The organism is Martelella sp. (assembly GCF_984369615.1).
The window spans coordinates 23,653-43,984 of sequence record NZ_CFHTCS010000001.1 but is presented as its reverse complement, the minus strand read 5'-3'; the positions used below and the strand labels follow the sequence as shown (position 1 = coordinate 43,984).

The window sequence follows — 20,332 nt, the reverse complement described above, 5'->3', positions numbered from 1 at the left end:
CGTTCCCCTTCCAGGGGTCTGTTACGGCTGAGTGCAGGATCGTACGTTAACATCCCATACTCCCGGTTTTGAGCCCTGTGGCCGCCTTCGTTGTGGCGATGAGCTTGGTGCGCCCGTTTGGTGGCCGTGAAGGTGGCAAGAAATAGGGATGATTACTTCACAACTTTTGCCCCGACTTGCCGCCGCCACCGGTATTCGCCGGTGAGCAGGATATGGGCCCATCCGAGCGGGGAGATATGCGCGAGCAGAGCGGGATCGCAATTCAGACCGGCCCGCTGCCGTGCGGCGACGGCCTGACCGAGGTGCTTGGTGTTCCAGTAGATGATAATGGCGGCGAGTAGATTGAGACCGGCCATGCGATAGTGCTGACCCTCGGCGGTGCGATCGCGGATTTCGCCCTGACGCCCGATGCGCAAAGCGTTTTTCAAGGCGTGATGGGCCTCACCCTTGTTCAGGCCAATTTGGGCCCGGCGCTGCATGTCGGCGTCGAGGAGCCATTCGATAACAAAGAGAGTGCGCTCGACGCGGCCGATTTCACGGAGCGCCAGGGCCAGCTCGTGTTGGCGCGGATAGGCGGCGAACTTCTTGAGCAACTGACTGGGCGGCATGACGCCTGTCACCATGGTGGCGGCAGACCGAAGCACGCCGGGCCAGTTCTGGACGACAAGGCCCTCGCGGATCTTGCCACCGATCAGGCTGCGCAATTCGTTTGGCGCTGACGCCGGATCGAAGAGGTAGAGCCGTCTGGATGGCAGGTCGCGGATACGCGGGATGAACCGGAACCCGAGCAGCGACGTCACGGCAAAGACGTGATCAGTGAAGCCGCCGGTGTCGGCATATTGCTCTGTGATCTTCCGCCCCGCCTCGTTCATCAACAGCCCGTCCAGGATGTAGGGCGCTTCGCTTACGGTGGCCGGAATGTTCTGGGTGGCGAACGGACCGAACTGATCGGAGACATGAGTGTAGGCTTTCAGCCCCGGTTCAGAACCGTATTTTGCGTTGATGAGATTCATGGCTTCGCCCTGTCGGGCGGCGGGGAAGAATTGCCCGTCGCTGGAGGCCGTCACGCCACCGCCCCAAAACCCGGCCATGGGCAGCCGGGATTGCGCCTCGATCACCATGGCGAGGGCCTGGTTGATAGCGTCGCTCTCCACATGCCATCGCGACAGGCGGGAGAGCTGGAAGTAATCATGCGTATTGGTCGCCTCGGCCATCTTGCTGAGCCCAAGATTCAGGCCTTCGGCCAGTAGCACCGTCAGCATGCCAATCTGGTCTTTGCAGGGCGCGCCGGTTTGCGCACTGATGAAGGTTTCCGTGAAGCCGATATCCGTATCGACCTCCTGCATCAGCTCGGTGATCCGTATGGCGGGCAGCCGGTCGTAGAGATCGAGCACCAGCTCGTCCGCCTCTTCGGGCACCGCGGCGGTCAGACGGTCGAGTTTCAGGATGCCGTTCTCGATCGAGCCGCCGGGGATGGCCCCGTCACGCGCTGCCTTGGCCAGCCGCGCCAGGCCGTCGGTCATGCGTGCCTTACGGTCGGCAAGCCAGGCTTCCGGATCGAGCGGCACGGCCAATCTTGGTATCTCCGTCACCGCCTCGGCGGGAACCAGAGCCTGTTTCAGATCGCTGTAGCGTCGGGAATGCGGCACCCAGATATCGCCGGAGCGGAACGCATCCCGTAGATGGAACAGCACCGCCACTTCCCAGAGCCGGTGGCCATCTTCCTCCTGGGCATTCAGATGGCGATGCCATTTGGAGCCGCGCCGCAGGAAGCCAACCGGTGGTGTCTCGGGCCTCTCATCGCCCGCGATCAGCGTGCTGGCCTGCAGCAAGGGCGCTGTGTCGCCCGCCGCCTGGATATCCAACGCGCGCAGCATGCGCGGGGCATAGCGCCGGAACCGGTGATAACCTTGGCCAACATGCGCCAAGGGGTCAGCGGCCATCGTGTCGGTCAACTCGGCGGCGGTGGCAACTAACCCTTCAAGCCGGTCCCACCCGCAGGCCAGTTCCGTCGCCTGATCCAAGGGCGCGCCATCGCTTCTGGCGTCGAGCAAGGCGGCACCAAGGGATTTGAAGGCGCGCAGGGTGTCCTGCACCGCCGTCTTTGCGTCAGCGATCTTGGCATCGCAGAGCTTCTTCGCGCCCTGCCATGTCTTGCCGACAATCCGGTCGTGGGTCTCGATCACCGCATCAGCAAGTGCCGCACGCCATGCGACCGCGCAGACCGCGAGGATGGCGAGGCGGCGATCACTGCTGATGTCGCGCAGGCCATCGGCAAAATAGCGTTCCCCCTGACGCTGCAGGCGGGTCACCCGATGGGGTGGAATGCCTGCCAGGATGTCAGGCGATAGGTTCATGTCCTGCAGAAATTCCAACCGGTCGAGGAGGCGGGAGGCATCGGCCGAGTTCTGCCCCACCTCGAATTGGCGCAGCCAGACGAACCGGCTGACCTTGCCCTCGACCATCTCCGTCAGCAGGGCATCCAGGAGGGCTTTCATCGGCTCCTCCAGCCGAGCCACGATGGCGCTGTCGATCCGGCGCTCCGCCGAGACAAGCGCATCCGCGCAGAGGCGCTCGACCACGGATATACCCGGCAGGATAGTCTTGGTCCGGCGGCACTCATCGACAAATCGGCGGGCCAAATCATGGTTGGTGGTCGCGTTCTCCGCCTTGCCCGCCAGCCATGCCTTCAGCTCGCGTGCGCGGTGACCGGAGAACATCCTGAAGCCGTAGACCTGACGCAACACGATGAGATGGTCACGCCTTGTTTCGGAGCGGGTGGCGTACTCGGCAAGTGCATCGGATCCCAGACCAAGCTGCGCCCCAAGGAAACGGGTTACTTCTGGGGGAATAACCTCGCCTGAGGCGAGCAGGCGCCCTGGATACCGCAGGGCGCATAACTGCAAGGCAAAGCCAAATCGGTTTCGGTCGCGACGGCGCTCATTGATGTGTTCGAGATCATCATCGGATAGCGTGTAGTGGTAAAGAATGCTCGCCTCATCTGTCGGAAGGTCGATCAGTGCCGCGCGCTGCCGCGCGGTCAGGATGGTGCGGTGCGCCATAGTTCTTTTGCTTTCTGCAGGGTGTTTGTGTATCTTTGATTTAGATACAGATTAAGATTTACGAGGGCGAGGATATGCAAGATCGCGCCGAGCAGCATCGCAAACGTTCGTATGAGATAAAGCCATGCTGATAGGATATGCTCGGGTCTCGAAAGCCGATGGCAGCCAATCCCTCGATCTCCAGCGAGACGCGCTCATCGAAGCGGGCGTGGCAGCCGACGGCATCTACGAAGATCAGGCTTCAGGTAAGCGCGACACCCGGCCAGGCCTCGATGCATGTCTCAAGGCCCTGCGCAAAGGCGATGTCCTGGTCGTCTGGAAGCTCGACCGCCTCGGTCGTGACCTCAAACACCTCGTCACAATCGTGCAGGAACTGACCGATCGGGAGGTCGGCCTCCGCGTCCTGACCGGACAAGGGGCACAGATCGACACCACCACCGCTGCAGGGCGGTTGATATTCGGCATCTTTGCGGCCCTTGCAGAATTTGAACGGGAGCTGATCCGCGAGCGCACCGTCGCAGGCCTCAAAGCAGCCCGGGCGAGAGGACGAAAAGGGGGGCGTAAATTCGCGCTGACCAAAACACAGGTGCGCCTTGCGCAGGCGGCCATGTCAAACCGCGATACCTCCGTCGCACAACTCGCCAAGGAGCTTGGCGTCAAACCTGTCACTATTTACCGATATGTCGGCCCTAACGGGGAGCTCAGGGAGAACGGAAGACGCGTCTTGGCCGCCTAACGTACGATCCTGCACTCAGCCGTAACAGACCCCTATGGGGGGCCGCGCTTTGGCACGGACCCCGATCATATGCCGAGTTCGCATCGGCGCTACGCCGAGTGGACACCGGATCGTTTCCGGCGCTGGGGCGCGTCGATCGGTCCCGAGACCGAAGGCCTGGTCACCGCCATTCTCGCCAGCCGGCCACATCCCGAACAGGGCTTCAGGACATGCCTCGGAGTCCTGCGCCTCTATCGCGATCTTCCCCGCGAGCGCGCCGAGGCTGTGTCGGCGCGTGCCGTCGAGATCGGCGGGCTGACCTGCAAGACCATCACCGCACTCATCGCCACCCACAAGTCCAACAGGCATTCCACCGAACCCGCCGCCGTCATGGAACACGCAAACCTGCGCGGCCCCGGCTACTTTCATTGAGGACCAAGACAATGCTGACCAATCCCACCATCGACATGCTGCGCGAACTCGGCCTCTCCGGCATGGCAAGCGCCTATCACGAACTCGAGGCCCAACCGGAAGTGAGGAGCCTCGAGCATGGCGAATGGCTCGCTCTCCTTCTTGAGCGCGAGGCGACGACGCGCCGCCAGAAGCGCTTCGAGGCGAGAGCCCGTGCCGCCAGGCTCCGCCATGACGCCCAGGTCGAGAACATCGACTTCCGCGCCGCCCGCGGCCTCGACCGCAATCTGTTCCTGAAGCTCGCCGGCTGCGACTGGATCAGGCATCATCACAGTCTCCTGCTGATCGGACCCGCCGGCGTCGGCAAGAGCTGGCTGGCCTGCGCGCTCGGACACAAGGCATGCCGCGAGGACTTCTCCGTCGCCTATCATCGCCTGCCCAGGCTATTCGCCACCCTTGCACTCGCGCGCGGCGACGGCCGCTACCCGAAGGTCCTCAAGGCACTCGCCAGAACCGACCTGCTCATCCTCGACGATTGGGGTCCCGAGAAGCTCAACGACGAGCAGCGCCGCGATCTCCTCGAGATCATCGAAGATCGCTATGAGAAGCGATCCACCATCGTCACCAGCCAGGTGCCCATCGATCATTGGTACGACATGATCGGCAATCCGACACTCGCCGACGCCATCCTCGATCGCCTCGTCCACAGCGCCTACCGCATTGAACTCAGCGGCGAGAGCCTGCGAAAGCAGCGCCACACTCCATCCGCCGCTTGACCGCACGACAAACAGGAGCCATTCAAAACAACGACCCAGGGGAGCATCGACTGGCCGGCTTCAAATCGGAATGCTGGCCGGAATGAAATCGGAACAGGTGGCCGGCTTCGTTTCGGAATCAATGGCCGGCTTCATCGGAATACGCAATCGATGAAGCTTTCGGCCCCTTCTGCACCACCTACGCGGCCCGAAGCAGTTTCACTGATCTAAATGCGGCGCTTGAGAACCTTTGGGTGCGCGAGGGGGCGGCGGGAGAACCTCTTCCAAGAGATATGCAAAATCAGGGGCGAGTAGGTTTTGTCGACATTTCGTCGGGCCGGCAAAGCGGCAAAGCCATTGAACGCCACCCACAATCTGTCGCAGCGATCACGGCTTGGGCGAAGGCGAACGGCTATGACGCGGCGATCTGGACGGCGCTCGCAAGCAACTTCCATGAGTCGGAAAAGGCCGGCGAGCCTTTTTCAGCAGAAGCCGCGATCCGCTATCTCGAAACACTTGATGCGCCAAAGATCGATGCAGCCCTGAGCTATATTAGTGGAGCGCCTCTCGAGGTTCAGACTCCGGTGCGAGTGGCAGTTCAATTACGGTGGCCGGAAAGATGAACACTGCCCGAATCCTCAAATGCGGGGAGTGCGATATGTCATGTCGTTAGTTCTACATCTCGATCCAGAGGTGATCAATCCTGATACCAACGAGCCCAGCACGCCGAGTATGATCAGACCGGAACGATGCGATTTTGGATGCGGCATCATGCTCCATGAGCGCTAGCTTGTCGGCAACTATAGCGCGACAATCTGGATGAGACGCTGGCGACAATCAGGATAAGATTCTATGTCGCGGCATTGGTGAGGTTATCATCCTGATTGTCGCTGGCAAGATTTTCTTCGCCTGTTGTTTGTCGTTCCGCGTCAATCATGGGGGTGTTGTTGATTGTCGCGTATGAGGCAGGCCTGCCTCTCTTGCGTTTTGCCTCCATTGCGGAGCGCCGTCTGTAGCTTTCCACGTTCATCTCGAAGATAGTTGCATGGTGGACAAGCCTGTCGACGGCGGCGAGCGTCATTGCCGGGTCGGGGAAGACCTTGTTCCATTCGCCGAAGGGCTGATTGGCGGTGATCATGATGGACCGCCTCTCGTATCGCGCGGAGATCAGCTCGAAGAGGACGCTGGTTTCGGCCTGGTCCTTGGTGACATAGGCGAGATCGTCGAGGATGATCAGGTCGAACTTGTCCAGTTTTGCAATGGCGGCCTCGAGCTGCAGTTCCCTGCGGGCCACCTGCAGCTTCTGGACGAGATCTGTGGTTCTCGTGAAGAGCACCCGCCAGCCGTTCTCGATCAGTGTCAGGCCAATGGCGGCCGCGAGATGGGATTTGCCGCCGCCGGGCGGTCCGAACATCAGGACATTGGCGCCCTTGGCCAGCCAGCTGTCTCCCGCCGCCATGGCCATGACCTGTGCTTTTGAGATCATTGGAACGGCGTCGAAGTCGAAGCTGTCCATTGTCTTTCCGGGCGGCAGGTGCGCTTCGGCAAGATGTCGGGCGATCCTGCGGTGGGCGCGTTCGGCCAGTTCGTGCTCCGCAATAGCGGCCAGGAAGCGGGCGGCCGGCCAGCCCTCCCGGTCAGCCTGTTCGGCAAATTGCGGCCAGAGCATCTTGATGGTCGGCAGCCGTAGGTCGTTCAGCATGATGGAGAGGCGGGCCTCATCGACGGTATGGGCGTTCATCATGCCGGTACTCCTGCTGCATCCGCCGTTTTGACAAGCGCTTCATAGCTGTCCAGAGACACGGATTGCACGGTGACGACCGGCAGACTGCCTGCGGGCGGTGTGAACTTCCCTCGCAAGGCGACAAGGTCCGGAAGTCCACCGTCCCCGAGAACCCGGCTCAACTCGCTGGCCAGTTCCGCCTCACAGCCGCGATCATGCGCCAGGGCAAGCAGTTCGACTGTGATCTTGCAGGCCTGCCGTTCGGGCAGCCGGTCGATGAGCGCTTCGAAGGCCCGCCGGTATTCCTGGCGCGGAAAGAGCTTGTCGCGATAGACCAGCCTCGACAGCGCCATGGGCTTTCTGCGCAGCGAATGGATGACATGGTGATAGTTCACGACCTGGTCATGCTTGCCGTTGGCCCTGGCCCGCCCTCTGGGCAGGGTCAGCAGGTGGGTGCCGCCGGTGAAGACCTCAAGGCGATTGTCGAACAGGCGCACGCGCAGCCTGTGCCCGATCAGGCGGGAGGGCACGGTGTAGAAGACCTTGCGCAAGGTGAAGCCGCCGGTGCTGGAAACGGTGACGATCACCTCCTCGAAGTCCGTGGTGCGGCGCGCGGGCAGCCCCTGCAGATAGGACCGTTCGGCTGCGATACGCTTGCCGCGGGCAGCATTGCGGCGCCCCACGATCTCGTCAATGAAGGCGCGGTAGCCATCGAGATCGTCGAAGTCGGCACTGCCGCGCATCAACAGCGCATCCCGGATCGCGCTCTTGAGATGGCCGTGGGCGCTTTCGATCGAGCCGTTCTCATGCGCCACCCCCTTGTTGTTGCGGGTCGGCGTCATCCGGTAATGGGTGCACAGGGCGTCATAGCGCGTCGTGAGATCCGCCCGCGCGTCGGTATCGAGGTTGCGAAAAGCCGCCGACAGACTGTCGCTGCGATGGGAAGACGGCGCCCCGCCCACCGACCAGAGCGCATTCTGCAATCCTTCGGCCAGGGCGACAAAGCTCTCTCCGCCGAGGATGACATGGGCATGCTCGAAGCCCGACCACGGCAGGCGGAAGTGGTAGAGCAGGTGATCCAGGGGCTGACCGGCAATGGTCACGTCGAGCGCCCCCATGTCGGTGAAATCCGACAGTGCGAGCCGGCCGGGCTCGTGAACCTGTCTAAAGATCACCTCCTGTTCCTCGCCATGCACCGCCCGCCAGGCCCGGATCCGCCGCTCCAGCGTCCGGCGGATACCCGGCGACAGGTCAGGGTGGCGGCGCAGCATCTCCTCAAAAATTGCGACCGGCCGAAGACCCGGGGCTGATTGCAATAGCGGGACGACTTCAGCGTCGAAAATGTGCTCAAGCGGGTCCGGGCGCCGCCGGCCTCGCGGCTGCGCCCTCTGCGATGGCAGTTGGGGATCTTTCGAAATGCGGTATCCGCTCGCCCGGCTCATCCCGGCCCTGGCCGCGGCGACTTCGATGGGGTGGTCCTGTCTCAGCTTCATGAAAAGTCTCGTCTGTTGATCGGTTACATGGCGCCCCGGCACAAAGATGGTTCTCCATTCCTGAAAACCACAAGCCTACCGGGCCGACCGCGATCACAGACCCAAAAACGAGCGAAGCGTCGTGCGTGTGCCTCCGGTCGGGCTACGCCCTCCCTCCGACACACGCACGACGCAACGTCTCATCCTGTTTGTCGCGGAATCTCAGCTTGATTGTCGTGCCGCAGGCAACCGACCAGCCGTCGATAGTATCGCTCTCCAATCCCTCAATCCATTGGTCAAGCTGCGCAGCCCAGGCGAGAATGTCGCGATCCTGCACATAGCCGATCATTGCGGCATGTGCGTGGGAAGCGGCATGATGGCCCGCTTTAAAGCGCTGGATGCCGCCTGCGGTATTGAACCGGCTGTAAAGATACTCGCGCTCGTCGCGCTCGGCCCCCGACGGTGTAGGCAGCCGCTTGCACTCGATTGGAAGAAGAGTCTGATATTCGGTATATTCGCGGCCTTCGATCCAAATCACCGACCCGCTCGGCGCCACCGCAAGGTCGATTGAGCGTCGACCGTCTGTCTCATCCGGTTCTTCCCGTTTGAACTGCAGGAAATCCCAGCCTGGGGTATGACGGCTCACGCTGGTGAGGCGCGAGCAGAGTTGCGCCGTTAGCCCGGTCTCGCCGCTCTGGGCGGGTCTTGCCGGATCATCGCGCCACTGCGGCAAAACGCTACCAATGAATCCAACCAGCGAGTTGAACCATTCACCGGGAAGATGAGCTCCGGTGTCAAGTGCTCCCGCATGCGTTTGACGTTCTCCTTCATCCGCCAGCACGCTAGAACCCCTGCGCGCGAAGGTCGGCGAGGACATCGTCGGCGTCACGAAGCGCGATCGAGCGCGTCCAAAACCTATGACGATCCGGTTTTAGCAGAAACACAAAACCCTTGTCGTACAGTCGGGTGATACGTGTGACAGTCAGGCCGGAGCCGCGACGCTCATGAAGTAAGGTGTCAAGATAGTTGTGCAATTCATTGGCGTCGGACCAATCGACCGCGCCATCACCAAACACATAAGGCTTGCAGATGGCACCCGACCATTGCTGAGATTGCAGGGCGCGTACTGGCTTGCGCGTATAAACGGCATTGAGTTGGCTGGAAAATACCTCGTCGAAAGCGTCAAGTGCCTCGACGGGTGCCTTTCGCATCACTGGCGCAGCAGTTCCGAGGCGAATAAAATCACGCTGATGATCAACGATATCTTCCGCAATGACGCGCTCATTTTGGCTGAGATCAAGATCCTGATCCTCCGGATAAGGTAAGGCAAACACGTCGGCACTGAGAATCGCCGTGGCGCGCTGTGTGAATAGGCGGGCGCTAATTCCAGCCACATAGGCGCGCAGCACCGTATTCTCGCGCTTGAGCCAGGCCTCAATGCCAGCGAGACGATCCAGGTCCTTCTTCGGAGCCGTTAGCCCGACAATCTCATGCTTGTAGGTCAGATAGTGGCCGTTCCAGAGGCCGTGATGCAGGTTCTCATGTTCCTTGATCAGCAGGAACGGCGGCGAGAACCTACGCTCTGTCTTGGTATCCTTAATGGGACGGTCTGGTACCGTTTCGAGGAGCACTGTGTTGAGGCCATGTTCGGAGAGCGCGCTCGTCGGCAGCAGCGGCTGGCCGACGAGGTGGCCAGCGGGTCGGGAAATGCCCTTCAGCCCTGCAATGTAGCCTTCGCCGAAATCCCAGCCCTGCTTCGTCGCGAAATCCTTCAGCGTCGGATAGCTACGCAACCGATTGATCAGGTCGAGAACTCGGCTGCCGCCGAGCAGATTTGAGCGCCAGACGTCGCGTGACCGTTCCGCATCCGCGTTGCGGAGCCAATGAAGGTCATAATAGTCGATGTCGAAACCCTGCTCGGCGGTGGCGCGGCCATTGCGGCGGAACACAGCATGAAGCAGGCGGCTATCGGGCGACGGCGTCGCAGCCTCCGCAATCACCACCACGATCTTCGGGTCAGCCTCGCCCTTTTTGAACAGTCCGCGTACCGATACGAAATCGAGGACCTCACGCACCTTCCAGCGGGTGAAGAAAGTACGGCGGAAAGCAAGTGCGTGCTGATTATAGAGAAAGCCTGATGGCTCGACCATCGCCAATACACCTTCTGGTGTCAGCATTTCCATTGCATCGTGCAGGAAAAGATAGGCGAGTTGCTTGTCTGCCAAGGCACCATGCGCCTGCGTGTAGGCGGCGTAGCTTTGCTTCGCCCCTTCCGTCGTCAAAGATGACTCGAAGGGTGGATTGCCAATAATCGCCGTGACCGGCGCTTTGATCATCCCCTTGGCCTTCGCTTCGAAGAAGCAGCTATGGTGCAGTGTCACATCAGCTAGCGGCGGGAATAGCTTCACGCTGGAGCGAATTTCTTCCGGTTGCAGCGCGTCGCAGAGGCTGAGACACAGGCTGAACGCGGCCAGTTCGACGGCCCCCTCTTCGAGATCGATGCCATGTACACGCTGGAGCAGCGGGCGTAGTTCGTCGATGCCTGGACGCGCCCAATTATTCCGCCAGCGCCAGTGCAGAACGAGCCGCCTGTAGGCCTCGACTAGAAAAACTCCCGACCCGCAGGCCGGATCGAGAATTACCCCATCGCCGGCCATCAGCTTGTCGAGTCTGTCCCACCCCAGCGCCTCTTCCAGCATGAGCCGTACTAGGGCGGGAGGGGTGTAAATGGAACTCGAAGCGTCCTTCACAAAGAGCTGATAGATATTGCTGATCAACTCAACCGGCAGATCGCGGAAGGAGTACAGACGCCAGAGGCTAAGCTGGCCGCTGCTATCCTCATAACCTTCAACGAGGCGCGCGTAACTGGCGAGTTCGGTGCTTTCCGCCAAAGCCGCACGTTCTTCATCCGTCAATCTGAATACATGGCCATTGAAACGCTCTTCGAGCGCTTCGAGCAGCGTGACCAACGCTACGCCATCGCCAAGAACTTCGAAAAACCGACGAGCACCCTCGCGCGCCTTGCCGAAATCGGCCGGCTGGAGAACCGATCGTTCTTCAAGATAGGCAATCAGCAGTGACAGGATGAGCAGGCGGCGGCGTAGTCGAGGCGCGAGCAGCCGCCGTTCCGCGAGGTGTTTTGCCAGCGCGCGCACCTCTTCGACCAATGTTCTGTGCGCCGCCTTCTGGGCCGAAAGCATAAGTTTGCAGGTGTCGGGATCATCCCAGATCGTGCCGTTTCGAATTCGAGCAGCGTCCCACCAGATCTCCTCTGCGGCAATCTTTGCGCCAATCAACAGCGTGCGGATCGGACGGCAAACGGCGACATCGCCGGACCCGACAAAATCAGGTTCGTGAGCACAGCGAAAGAGTTGTATGCAGCCAGGCGCAGCGCGATAGACGAGCGGCACGCCGCCCCAGCTCCACAGACGCTTGTGCAGTTCTGCGAACCGAGCGTCGTCAAGCTCGTCAGTTGATTCGAAGATGAATGCTTGCGCGATCGGCGACCGGCCGTGTCGTTCCGCCTCAAAAAACACTGCGCGCGCACCGTAGGAATGCGCCTTCTCCATGATGGCGACTTCTTCCGGCGACCGCCCCTTGGGATCATAATCATCGACCGCCAATAAGCCGTCGATCGCGGGCAGGCCGCGGCCTTCACCGATAGAGAACAGCCAGTCGACCGTCGCTTCGGTGTTGTTTAGGGCCTCGATCGTCATTGCGGCTGACGTAGTGCTTGCGCTGATTCGATACAAACAGCGCGCACCGCCTTGACCCATGGGATGATCATTTTTGCCGGTTCTTTCTGGAGAGAGCGAAGCCTTCCTTGAGAAGGTCCGTCATGCTGATCCCCTGAGCGACAGCGAACCCTTTGAATTCTTTCTTGAACTCTGCGGTCACCTTGAAGTTGAGCGAGATGCCTTTCTCGGTTCCCACGCCGCTTTGGTCGCTGATTATAACAGCATCCTTGTCAGCCATTAGGCATCCCTCACATGGCGATCGACGTAGTCCGGCCGCATTGACATGCTCCAAACTTCCATATGTATGGATTTCTTGCAATACATAAAAGCAGAAAGCTGGCTTTCTTTAGTCACGCCGTGATGGGGCGAGAGGCAAGTCCGGCTTTTTTTGTTGTGTGGTTTGTTGAGTCGCATAATTATCATTATGGAACTAAGTTATTGAAATTGTTATATAATCCATCGGAAGTGGATCTTAGAAATCCGGCTTATGCCTTACCGTCGGCCTGCTCGTCTTCGTATTCCAGCGCCCGTGCGGCTTCGGGAATCAAAGCGAGCCACTTGGGGCCTACGCGCTCAATGGCCTCTGCCAGCGTGTAGTGCATACCGGCCAGCCAGTCCGGCCGGTTCAGCACCAGCGCGACGGCCAACTTCTCGCCGGTAGACAGAACCCCAAATTCACCGTGCTTGGCGTCGCGAGCCTTTGTGATGATGTGCTGCAATTCGTGGTCGGGCATGGAGATCTTCCCAGCTTAGATACTTTCATCAGACTATTTGACGAAGCTACATCAGGCCAGCCCGCCGACAAAGCCGCTTATCGCACAATGCCAAGCCGTTCACCAAGGCTTGGCGGGTACCACGGTCCCGCATCCTTGAGCATCCCCATGATGATTTCGTGCGATAATCCGAAAATTTCAAACCCATCTCGTCGCGCGTCTTCGATGATGGATTCCAGCGTCGGAAATTCCTCCAAACATGTGCCGAGCCAAAGCGCGCACTCGTCCGTTTCCGGATCGGGAAATGCCTGGAGAAAGAAGGTCCGCAACGGGGGATCATAACCAATAGTCGCTTCCGGGTCTGTTTCAGTCCCGTTGGTGACCTGCACAGTGTACCGGCTCAAGCTGTTTCTTCCTCTTGAGAATGTTCCGCTTGAGCCGCGAGGCTTTTGACCAGGCCAGCAAAGCGCCGACGAATGGTCTTATTTTCAATGCGAGCGAAGGCCCGGTTCAACGCTAAGCCCTCAGCGCTGGACAGAAACTCCGCCATCTCGTTGTCAACGGGCGGAGTACGAGCAACGCCCTCGCGGTCGTGCATGTCCTCGAAGAAGTACGAGGGGGCGACGTCGAGAACGGCCGCGATTTCTGTGAGGCGACTTGCGCTTACCCTATTGGTCCCTTTCTCGTATTTTTGCACCTGCTGGAACGTGAGGCCGATCGCCCCGGCTAAAGCCACCTGTGTCATGTCGCGCCAGACGCGCCGCATACGGATTCGGCGTCCAACATGAATATCGATCGCGTCGGGTTCTTTTTTCTTAGGCACACCACGGGTCACGCAAATCTCCTTGCTTATGCTCGCGAGGGCTGAACCTCTTTTGTTGTTGGACCATCGATGAAACGGAGCCCGTTATCTGTGAGGTTCAACCCCCAACTCGTTCCCTGTGCAATAACGGGATGGTTGATTTCGGCCAGCTCATTGTCGAGCAAGACGCAAACTCGGCGCCACGTAATTCCGGCCTCTTCGCCTTGCACGATCAGCTCTAAATCGTGAAGGGCATCCAATCTCCGTTGTCCGGAGAGAGGTTGCTTATTGTTCGGCAGGATGAGCTACTCCCCAATCGCTGGACAGATATCGGCGTAAATTAAGCTACTCGTTGCACCTGCTGGTCGGGTTGGTTTTGCTCAATGCGCTGCCAATAAATCACGGCAGGCGGTTTACCGCCAAGGGCGGAATGAGGGCGTCGATAATTGTAGAATTCCATCCAGTCGCGGACGCCAGCGCGAGCCTGTGATCCAGTTTCCCAAGCGTGCAGATAGACGCATTCGTATTTGAGGGTGCGCCAGAGCCGCTCGACAAAGATATTGTCGAGGAACCGCCCCTTGCCATCCATGGAGATGCGCACTCCCATTCGTCGCAACCGATCGGTCCAGGCAAAGGACGTGAACTGGCTGCCTTGATCGGTGTTCATGATCTCGGGTGGGCCGAACTTGTGGACCGCCTCGTTCAATGCTTCGATGCAGAAGTCTGCCTCCAGCGTGTTCGAGATGCGCCAGGCCAAGACCTTGCGGGTGTGCCAGTCCATGATGGCCACCAGGTAGAGAAAGCCCCGGCGCATCGGCAGATATGTGATGTCCGCAGCCCAGGCCTGGTTCGGACGTTCCACCCTCAATCCCTTTAGAAGATACGGCCAAACCTCGTGTCCCCTGGCCGGTCTCGAGGTATTGGGCTTCTGGTAGATTGGCATCAGCCCCATGAGCCGCATCAACCGCCGCACGCGCTTCTCGTTCACCAGGTGCCCTTCATTGCGCAGGTGCCAAGTCATCTGCCGGACGCCGAAGAATGGCGTCTCCAGGAATTGCTCATCGACCCTGCGCATTAGCGCGAGGTTGATCTCGGTCTCGCCTTTCGGCGTGTAGTAGAACGAGGAACGCGAGAGCGACAGCAGCGTGCACTGCTTGCCAATCGAGAGAACGGGGTGATCAGGTTCTATCATCCCCCGTCTCACTTCCCGCCCCAGGGCTTGAGCTTTCGTGACAAAAAATCGTTGGCGACGGCCAGCTCTCCGATCTTGGCGTGCAGATCCTTGACCTGTTCATCGTCAATCTCTGGCTTTTTGCGCCCGCCACGCTCGAACACACCCGATGCCCCTTCGAGTAACGCCCGCTTCCATTGATGGATCATCGTGGGGTGGATACCGAACCGGCTCGCCAATTCCGATACCGTCTCTTCGCCCTTCAATGCTTCCAGGGCGACCTTCGCCTTGAACTCGGGCGAATGCTGCTTGCGTTTCGACATCTCTGATCTCCATCGTCGAAGACCAGCAGACAACAATTCGTAGCTTACGTCAGTGCCCTATTTTCGGGGAGTAGCTCAGGATGCTCATCAGCTTCCGCCCGGATCGAGCTTCAGATATACGCGATCCTCCCAGGATTTCCGATGCCAGCTATAGGTTTGCCCGGCCTCCTCGTCGGCGTTCTGTTCCAGAACCGTGCCCTTGACGGTGACGGTGACGGTTCCAGTCGCCGGCAAGCCGATCGAGTTGAGGTCAGCCAAAGCCTGTTTCGGCACCACCGGCGTCGAGATCACGACCGAGCCATCCTCCTGACGTTCAACCGTCAAGAAATTGTTGCCGGACCGTGACTTGGTGGCGGGGAAACCGATCGCCGGATTCGATTCAGTAAGTTCGCCTTCTAGGCTCATTGCCAGATCAAACCGGCCTCCCCCTACATAGACGAAGCGCTCCATTCCCGGCATCGTCGCTGCCAAGGCCTCTTGGCCCTTCATCTTCTCATCGGCGTCGGGCGGAATCTCCTGCCTATCCTGCAGGGCCTTCACATAACGAGGGTCGGCCAGACGCCCATCCAGTTCAACGGAGTAGGAATAGCCCGAAAGGTCAATCGTGGCGTTGAACTCCTCCGGCGCGAGGCAGCCGCTCAAAAGAGCGGCCGTGCCGAGTATGATAGGAAGCCGGATTCCGGCACGCCCAAGTGCGATCATCGCTCGCCTCCCGTCCTGTATGCCCCCGGAAACACGATGTCCTGATCGACTAGGATGTTGAAGTTGTAGCCAGGCCGGATTTCCAAAGTCGGCTGGACATTCAGATTGCGGTCGATGGTCTTGTCAGCCACGCGGCCGAACGATTCCGCGAAGTTGCGGCGGGCCGCATCTTCTGGCCGTTCTTGCGAGACACCGAAGGCATTGGTGCTGCTTTCCGGCAAGGCCATGTCGATGCCGGTCCCGATTGCCGCGACCAGAATGGCGGAACCGAAGGTGCGCCAGAAATGATTGTTCACCTTGTCGCGGAAGCCGCCATAGCCCTGTGTATCAACGCCTGCCATGCCGCCGATCTGCAGCGTGGAGCCGTTCGGGAAGATGATATCGGTCCAGATGACGAGCGCACGTTGCTGACCGAAAGAGACTTCGGAATCATAACGGCCAAAGAGCTTCGTCCCTTGGGGGATCAGAAGACGGTGGCCGGTGGCGCTGTCATAGACATTCTGGCGAACCTGGGCGGTGATGCGCCCGGGAAGGTCGGAGTTGATGCCGGTAATGAGCGTTGCGGGGATCATCGAGCCGCGTTTGAGCTCATAGGGCGACATTTGCGGGACGACCTGATTTGGCAGATAGCCAAGATCGGCCACGTCCTGATTAAAAAACGCCTGCTTTCCAGCCTGATTGTTCTGGTCGCCTGCACCGGCTTGACCACCAAGCCCGGCGCGCATTGCGGCCGCATAGAGGTCGGACATGCCGCCCGTACCGGCAAGCGTTGTCCCCTGCCCTTGCCCCTGTTGCTGACCAGACTGTTGGGCCGCGTCGAGATTGGTGATGTCGATCGCCATAGGGCTGTTGCGAGCATTGCTCTGAGCCTGAATTGCCGCAAGCTGCTGGCGATGGCGCTCGCGCAGCAACGCTTCTTCCTGCTCGCGCAGGAGACGTTCGCGCCAATCGGCTTCCGGCTCTAATGTCGTCTGCTGGACCGTCTCTTGCCGTGTCGTCGGCTGGAACGGGTTCACGGCCGGTCGATCCTCTTCGACGGCGGTTTCCGTTGACGGCTGAATAATGACCGGATCAGGCCGAGGCTCGCCGATCACGCCGTCGCCAATGCCGCGCTTGATTTCATCGGCAAAATCGCTCGCAGGTTGCCCCTGGGTTTGGTCCGGCTGTTCCCCGCCCCTCATCAGGCCGCGTTGCGACAGGCCCCAAATGATAACGCCAAAAAAGAGGACCGCGAGCCCGATGAAGATGAAGATCGGCAGTCTGTTGAGACGCCGGATCTTCGGGCGGTCTTCATCAGGACCGGCATTCAAATCAATCGAACTCATAGCCAGGTCCTCTTAGCTTTCGGCGCGGCGCATGACCGACACGGGGCTTGCCGGAACGGCAATGCCCGTCGAGGTCGAATAGGTACGGGCCAATTCAACGGTCGGCGTGGAAAGACGCACGAGGACCTGTCCATCAGCCGTGTCGACGGTGTAGGCAAGCGGGATCGCGCCCGCGCCGGTTGCCGCCGGATCAACGGCATAGCCCCAGCCTCGCAGTTGCTTGTCGAGCGATGCCGCAAAAGCGGAATCGTCGCTTTTGAGAGCGATCGTTCCGGTCCCCGGTCCGACATTCTCGGCAAGTTTTGCAACCATGTCGCCGGCGACGGCATCTGCCGCGATGCTATCGAGCTGGGCCGCATCCATGCTGGCAACAGGGGAGAAATAGCCCCCTGTCGTGGTGCAGGCCGCGAGCGAGGTCGATATGATGCCGATGGCAAGCGCGCGTGAGATCTTCATGGAGAAGTCAGACATGACTATCCCCTCCTGTTGATTGTGATTTTCTGCTGACGGCTCCCGACGCCGGAAACGAGGATGGCCCGATCGATCAGATAGTCGACGACCATCATATTGTTGTTGAGCCGGTAATTGACGATCTGGTTTTGCCCGCCCGAAACGACATAGAGGACCGGCGCATCGCCGCTCCCCAGGTGGCCAGGGAACTGGATATAGGTCTTCGTTCCGTCCGTGTAGACGCGCGTCGGCTTCCACCTGGCGCTGCCTGACATGGAGAAATTGAAGTTGAGGTTTTCGGCCGGAACGCCGGCGCCGGGGATCACGCTGTCGGAGATCCGCTGGTTCACGACCTCGAGCTGCTTGCGAATGTCTTCCGGGTAGTTGAAAGCCACGCGCGCCATGTAGCGTGAGCCGTGGGATTGCAGATTGATGTGGTAGGTCCGGCGCGATGTGGTGACGACCATGGACGTCTTGAGCCCGGCTTCGGCCGGCTTGACGATCAGGCTGATGCGCTGGCCTTCCGGCGAACCGGAAGATGCCGGTTCGACCTGCCAGCGCACGGTATCGCCCACCAGAACGTCGCGCACGGCTTCTCCGGCCTGCAACTGGATTTCGCACAGTTGCAGGGGGGAGCAAACGACCGTCGGCTGCGTCTCCCCATAGAGATAGATCACCTGCCCGTCCGGGCCTTTCGTCATGACCGCGCCGGCATTCTGCCATTGCCCGGATATGCCGATGCCCTTGTTGGCGTTGAAGTCGGCCGACTGTCCCATGCTCGGGGCAACCGTGCTGAAAACCAAGGCTGTAGCGCACACGCTCGCGCGCAATTTCATCATATTGAACATCACTCTCTCCGCGAGCGTTTTGGCTAAAGTTGGGCCGTCCAGTCGAAGTCCTGGAGGTAAAGGCCGATGGGGTTCAGGCGAATGATAGCCTCGTCTTGAGGTGGCGATAGTGTAACGGTCGCCACTCCGCGCCAGCGTCGCGTGCGCAGCTCTTTGCCGGCGCGATCCCGCTCGATTTCGGACCAATCGACCTGATAGCTCTTGTTCGAGAGCGCCACGACATTGCTGACCTCAACCGAAACGGTGACAGTCCGCGCCCGGTCGAAGGGCGAATTGTTGCGGAACCAGTTGTTGACCTTCTCTGTTGATGGGTCGGATTTCCGCAGCATCGCGTATGTGCGATCGATGTAACCCTTCTGGACAATGGTATCGGGCGTGATCGAACGGAAGTTCGAGATCCACGTGCCGAGCATGGCGCGCACGACGCGCTCGTCGGCATATTCGATCTGCGCTGGGAAGCCGCCCGAAACGGAATTGCCGAGCTGGTCGACCTCGACGATGTAGGGCACCAGTTTGACCTGGCTCGACTGATACAGCCCATAGCCGAAACCGATCACGGCCATGGTCATGGCGAGGATGCCGATCGTGCGCCAAGCGTTGGCAGAGCGGGTCGCGCTGCCATACCGCTCATTCCACTCGTATCGCGCCGCGAGATACGGATTTTCGGGATTTTTCAGCTTCGCCATGACCTAATTCCTGACGTTGGAGAGACGCGGGCCATGCCGCTCATTTCTGATTGCTTTTGACTTTGGGATTGCTCAGCCCCATCGACGGGCCGCCGCTTCCGCGCGAGCCATGAAGGCCAACCGCCTTGTTCAAGGCGTCGTTGGCCATGTTGCGGGCACTGGTCGAGACCCCTGCCCGAGCGCCTGCCATGGCCGAACCAAGAGCGCTTGCGCCCCCGGCCTTTGCAGCACCAGCGGCGGCAACCCCGGCGCCGACGCCAGTTGCCGCAGCGGCGGCAAAAGTGGCGACTTGAGCGCCGCCACGAATGGCTTCCATGCCGTTGCTGGTGGAGACACCCTGGACGACGCCCTGAATAATGTTCGGGACATGAAGTGCGATCATGAAGACGACGACCGAAAGGCCGGCGATGATCAAAGATGCAAGCCACTCCTCACCAGCAGTCGCATCATCGGCCAATCCGATCAAGATTTCCGAGCCGATGCGCGCAATCATGACCAGCGCCATGAGCTTCATGCCGACGCTGAAGGCGTAGACCAGATATTTAATCGCAAATTCCTTGGTGAAACTGGAACCGCCAAGGCCGAGCATGATCATACCGGCGAGCAGGCCGACATACATTTCCACCAGCACGGCGACGAAGATTGCCGCGACAAGGGAAAAGCAGATGACCACGATTGCGACGGCGATAACCGCCGCGATCGCCATGGCATTGTCTTCGAACAGACCGAACTTGATCTGCTCGGAGAGCTTCGAGGCCACGCGGATACCGGCGTTGAACACGTCCGCAGGAGACGCCGACCCGCCATCGGCGCCGAGCTGGAAGAGACTGTCTACGATCGATTTTGCGAAGTCCGGCCCTTGCTGAAGGACGAACAGAAAGAAGCCGATGAAGAGGATCCGGCGCACCAGCTCTGCAAACCACGTATCGAGCGAAGGCGAGGCTATTGCGAGCCAGACGGCGGCAATGCCAAATTCGATACCCGCCAAGATCCAGAACAGCGAAGTGGCCGCGTTCATGACGGTGGATTCCCACCCTTGAGTGGCAGACCGCACCTGGTTTTCCAGATTGGTGAGGACACTGCCTTCCTGTGCGATGGCTGGCTCAACCAAAGCGAGGGCGGCAATGGCGAAGGTCGCCATTCTCAAAATCGATGCGGCGCGCATGCTGAAAACCTCTGCTGGTTCAGAAACGAGGTGCCATTTTCTGGCCGCCCGAGGTTGGATAGTCGTCCGGATTGGACTTGAAGAAGTCGCCGGCTTTTTCCTGCGCAGCCTGGCGCGCAGCGGCTTCCTCTTCGGCAAGCTCAACTTGGCGAGCAAGCAACGCCTTCACCTCCGGATCGGTGTTCGGAATGACGACATAGGACAAAGCCCCGCCCGCGACAGCGGACAGGAGGGCAATCACGATGACGATGGGGAGCTTAACAACAGTCATG

The 20,332-nt window shown here is 60.0% G+C and carries 21 protein-coding genes; 4 read left to right on the top strand and 17 right to left on the bottom strand.

All coding sequences use genetic code 11. The annotated features are described in order from the left end of the window. Positions 1–152: 152 nt before the first annotated feature. Positions 153–3,062, bottom strand: coding sequence for a Tn3 family transposase (locus tag AC5DC2_RS00240; protein WP_491697064.1), 2,910 nt, complete (start codon positions 3,060–3,062; stop codon positions 153–155). 124 nt (positions 3,063–3,186) lie between these two features. Here AC5DC2_RS00240 and AC5DC2_RS00235 point away from each other — a divergent pair, with 124 nt between their 5' ends. The 4 genes from AC5DC2_RS00235 (at position 3,187) to AC5DC2_RS00220 (ending at position 5,566) form a co-directional block, all read left to right on the top strand. Next, positions 3,187–3,798 carry a recombinase family protein gene (locus tag AC5DC2_RS00235; RefSeq protein WP_491697063.1) on the top strand — a complete coding sequence of 204 codons (612 nt, stop codon included), beginning with the start codon at positions 3,187–3,189 and terminating at the stop codon, positions 3,796–3,798. Positions 3,799–3,867: 69 nt separating this feature from the next. Beyond that, positions 3,868–4,209, top strand: coding sequence for a hypothetical protein (locus AC5DC2_RS00230; protein WP_491697062.1), 342 nt, complete (start codon positions 3,868–3,870; stop codon positions 4,207–4,209). A gap of 11 nt (positions 4,210–4,220) precedes the next feature. Further along, positions 4,221–4,964: an IS21-like element helper ATPase IstB gene (istB, locus tag AC5DC2_RS00225; protein WP_427207147.1), complete on the top strand. Its 744-nt coding sequence runs from the start codon at positions 4,221–4,223 to the stop codon at positions 4,962–4,964. A gap of 272 nt (positions 4,965–5,236) precedes the next feature. Then, complete coding sequence (locus AC5DC2_RS00220; RefSeq protein ID WP_459912232.1) at positions 5,237–5,566, top strand: hypothetical protein; 330 nt, start codon at positions 5,237–5,239, stop codon at positions 5,564–5,566. Between the two features lie 227 nt (positions 5,567–5,793). Here the strand turns inward: AC5DC2_RS00220 and istB (AC5DC2_RS00215) are convergent, their stop codons facing one another. The 16 genes from istB (AC5DC2_RS00215) to AC5DC2_RS00140 all read right to left on the bottom strand — a co-directional run bounded on the left by istB (AC5DC2_RS00215) (position 5,794) and on the right by AC5DC2_RS00140 (position 20,331). Then, positions 5,794–6,687: an IS21-like element helper ATPase IstB gene (gene istB, locus AC5DC2_RS00215; RefSeq protein ID WP_491697061.1), complete on the bottom strand. Its 894-nt coding sequence runs from the start codon at positions 6,685–6,687 to the stop codon at positions 5,794–5,796. Next, a complete protein-coding gene (istA, locus tag AC5DC2_RS00210; protein ID WP_491697060.1) occupies positions 6,684–8,201 on the bottom strand; it encodes an IS21 family transposase in 1,518 nt (505 codons plus the stop codon). Before istA ends, istB (AC5DC2_RS00215) begins: the two co-directional genes overlap by 4 nt. Positions 8,202–8,301: 100 nt before the next feature. Further along, entirely contained in the window at positions 8,302–8,979 is a 678-nt protein-coding gene (locus tag AC5DC2_RS00205; protein ID WP_491697059.1) for a hypothetical protein, read from the bottom strand. Between the two features lies 1 nt (position 8,980). Further along, positions 8,981–11,854, bottom strand: a complete 2,874-nt coding sequence (locus AC5DC2_RS00200; RefSeq protein ID WP_109614874.1) for an HsdM family class I SAM-dependent methyltransferase — start codon at positions 11,852–11,854, stop codon at positions 8,981–8,983. Positions 11,855–11,921: 67 nt separating this feature from the next. Beyond that, a complete protein-coding gene (locus AC5DC2_RS00195; RefSeq protein ID WP_109614873.1) occupies positions 11,922–12,113 on the bottom strand; it encodes a hypothetical protein in 192 nt (63 codons plus the stop codon). Between the two features lie 247 nt (positions 12,114–12,360). Next, on the bottom strand, positions 12,361–12,609 hold the full coding sequence (locus tag AC5DC2_RS00190; protein WP_109614872.1) for a hypothetical protein: 249 nt from the start codon (positions 12,607–12,609) through the stop codon (positions 12,361–12,363). A 77-nt stretch (positions 12,610–12,686) separates the two neighbouring features. Then, on the bottom strand, positions 12,687–12,992 hold the full coding sequence (locus tag AC5DC2_RS00185) for a thioredoxin domain-containing protein (protein ID WP_491697058.1): 306 nt from the start codon (positions 12,990–12,992) through the stop codon (positions 12,687–12,689). Beyond that, positions 12,989–13,423, bottom strand: coding sequence for a helix-turn-helix domain-containing protein (locus AC5DC2_RS00180; protein ID WP_491697057.1), 435 nt, complete (start codon positions 13,421–13,423; stop codon positions 12,989–12,991). Before AC5DC2_RS00180 ends, AC5DC2_RS00185 begins: the two co-directional genes overlap by 4 nt. 307 nt (positions 13,424–13,730) lie before the next feature. Then, a protein-coding gene (locus AC5DC2_RS00175) for an IS3 family transposase (RefSeq protein WP_491697056.1) occupies positions 13,731–14,884 on the bottom strand; the annotation gives its coding sequence in 2 pieces (ribosomal slippage) (positions 13,731–14,608 and positions 14,608–14,884; 1,155 coding nt in all). Between the two features lie 87 nt (positions 14,885–14,971). After that, positions 14,972–15,586, bottom strand: a complete 615-nt coding sequence (locus AC5DC2_RS00170; protein ID WP_109614753.1) for a hypothetical protein — start codon at positions 15,584–15,586, stop codon at positions 14,972–14,974. Further along, the gene (gene trbI, locus AC5DC2_RS00165) at positions 15,583–16,911 is read right to left on the bottom strand and encodes an IncP-type conjugal transfer protein TrbI (RefSeq protein ID WP_109614754.1); all 1,329 of its coding nucleotides are present in this window, start codon (positions 16,909–16,911) and stop codon (positions 15,583–15,585) included. The genes AC5DC2_RS00170 and trbI overlap by 4 nt, the downstream gene beginning before the upstream one ends. Before the next feature lie 12 nt (positions 16,912–16,923). Next, complete coding sequence (trbH, locus tag AC5DC2_RS00160; RefSeq protein ID WP_109614755.1) at positions 16,924–17,382, bottom strand: conjugal transfer protein TrbH; 459 nt, start codon at positions 17,380–17,382, stop codon at positions 16,924–16,926. 2 nt (positions 17,383–17,384) lie between these two features. After that, positions 17,385–18,209, bottom strand: a complete 825-nt coding sequence (gene trbG, locus AC5DC2_RS00155; protein ID WP_109614756.1) for a P-type conjugative transfer protein TrbG — start codon at positions 18,207–18,209, stop codon at positions 17,385–17,387. Positions 18,210–18,232: 23 nt separating this feature from the next. Further along, on the bottom strand, positions 18,233–18,895 hold the full coding sequence (trbF, locus tag AC5DC2_RS00150) for a conjugal transfer protein TrbF (RefSeq protein WP_109614757.1): 663 nt from the start codon (positions 18,893–18,895) through the stop codon (positions 18,233–18,235). A 40-nt stretch (positions 18,896–18,935) separates the two neighbouring features. Next, positions 18,936–20,060, bottom strand: coding sequence for a P-type conjugative transfer protein TrbL (gene trbL, locus AC5DC2_RS00145; protein WP_109614758.1), 1,125 nt, complete (start codon positions 20,058–20,060; stop codon positions 18,936–18,938). Positions 20,061–20,079: 19 nt separating this feature from the next. After that, positions 20,080–20,331 (bottom strand): DUF2749 domain-containing protein, encoded by a 252-nt coding sequence (locus AC5DC2_RS00140; protein ID WP_109614759.1) that lies wholly within the window; start codon positions 20,329–20,331, stop codon positions 20,080–20,082. Between the last annotated feature and the right edge of the window lies 1 nt (position 20,332).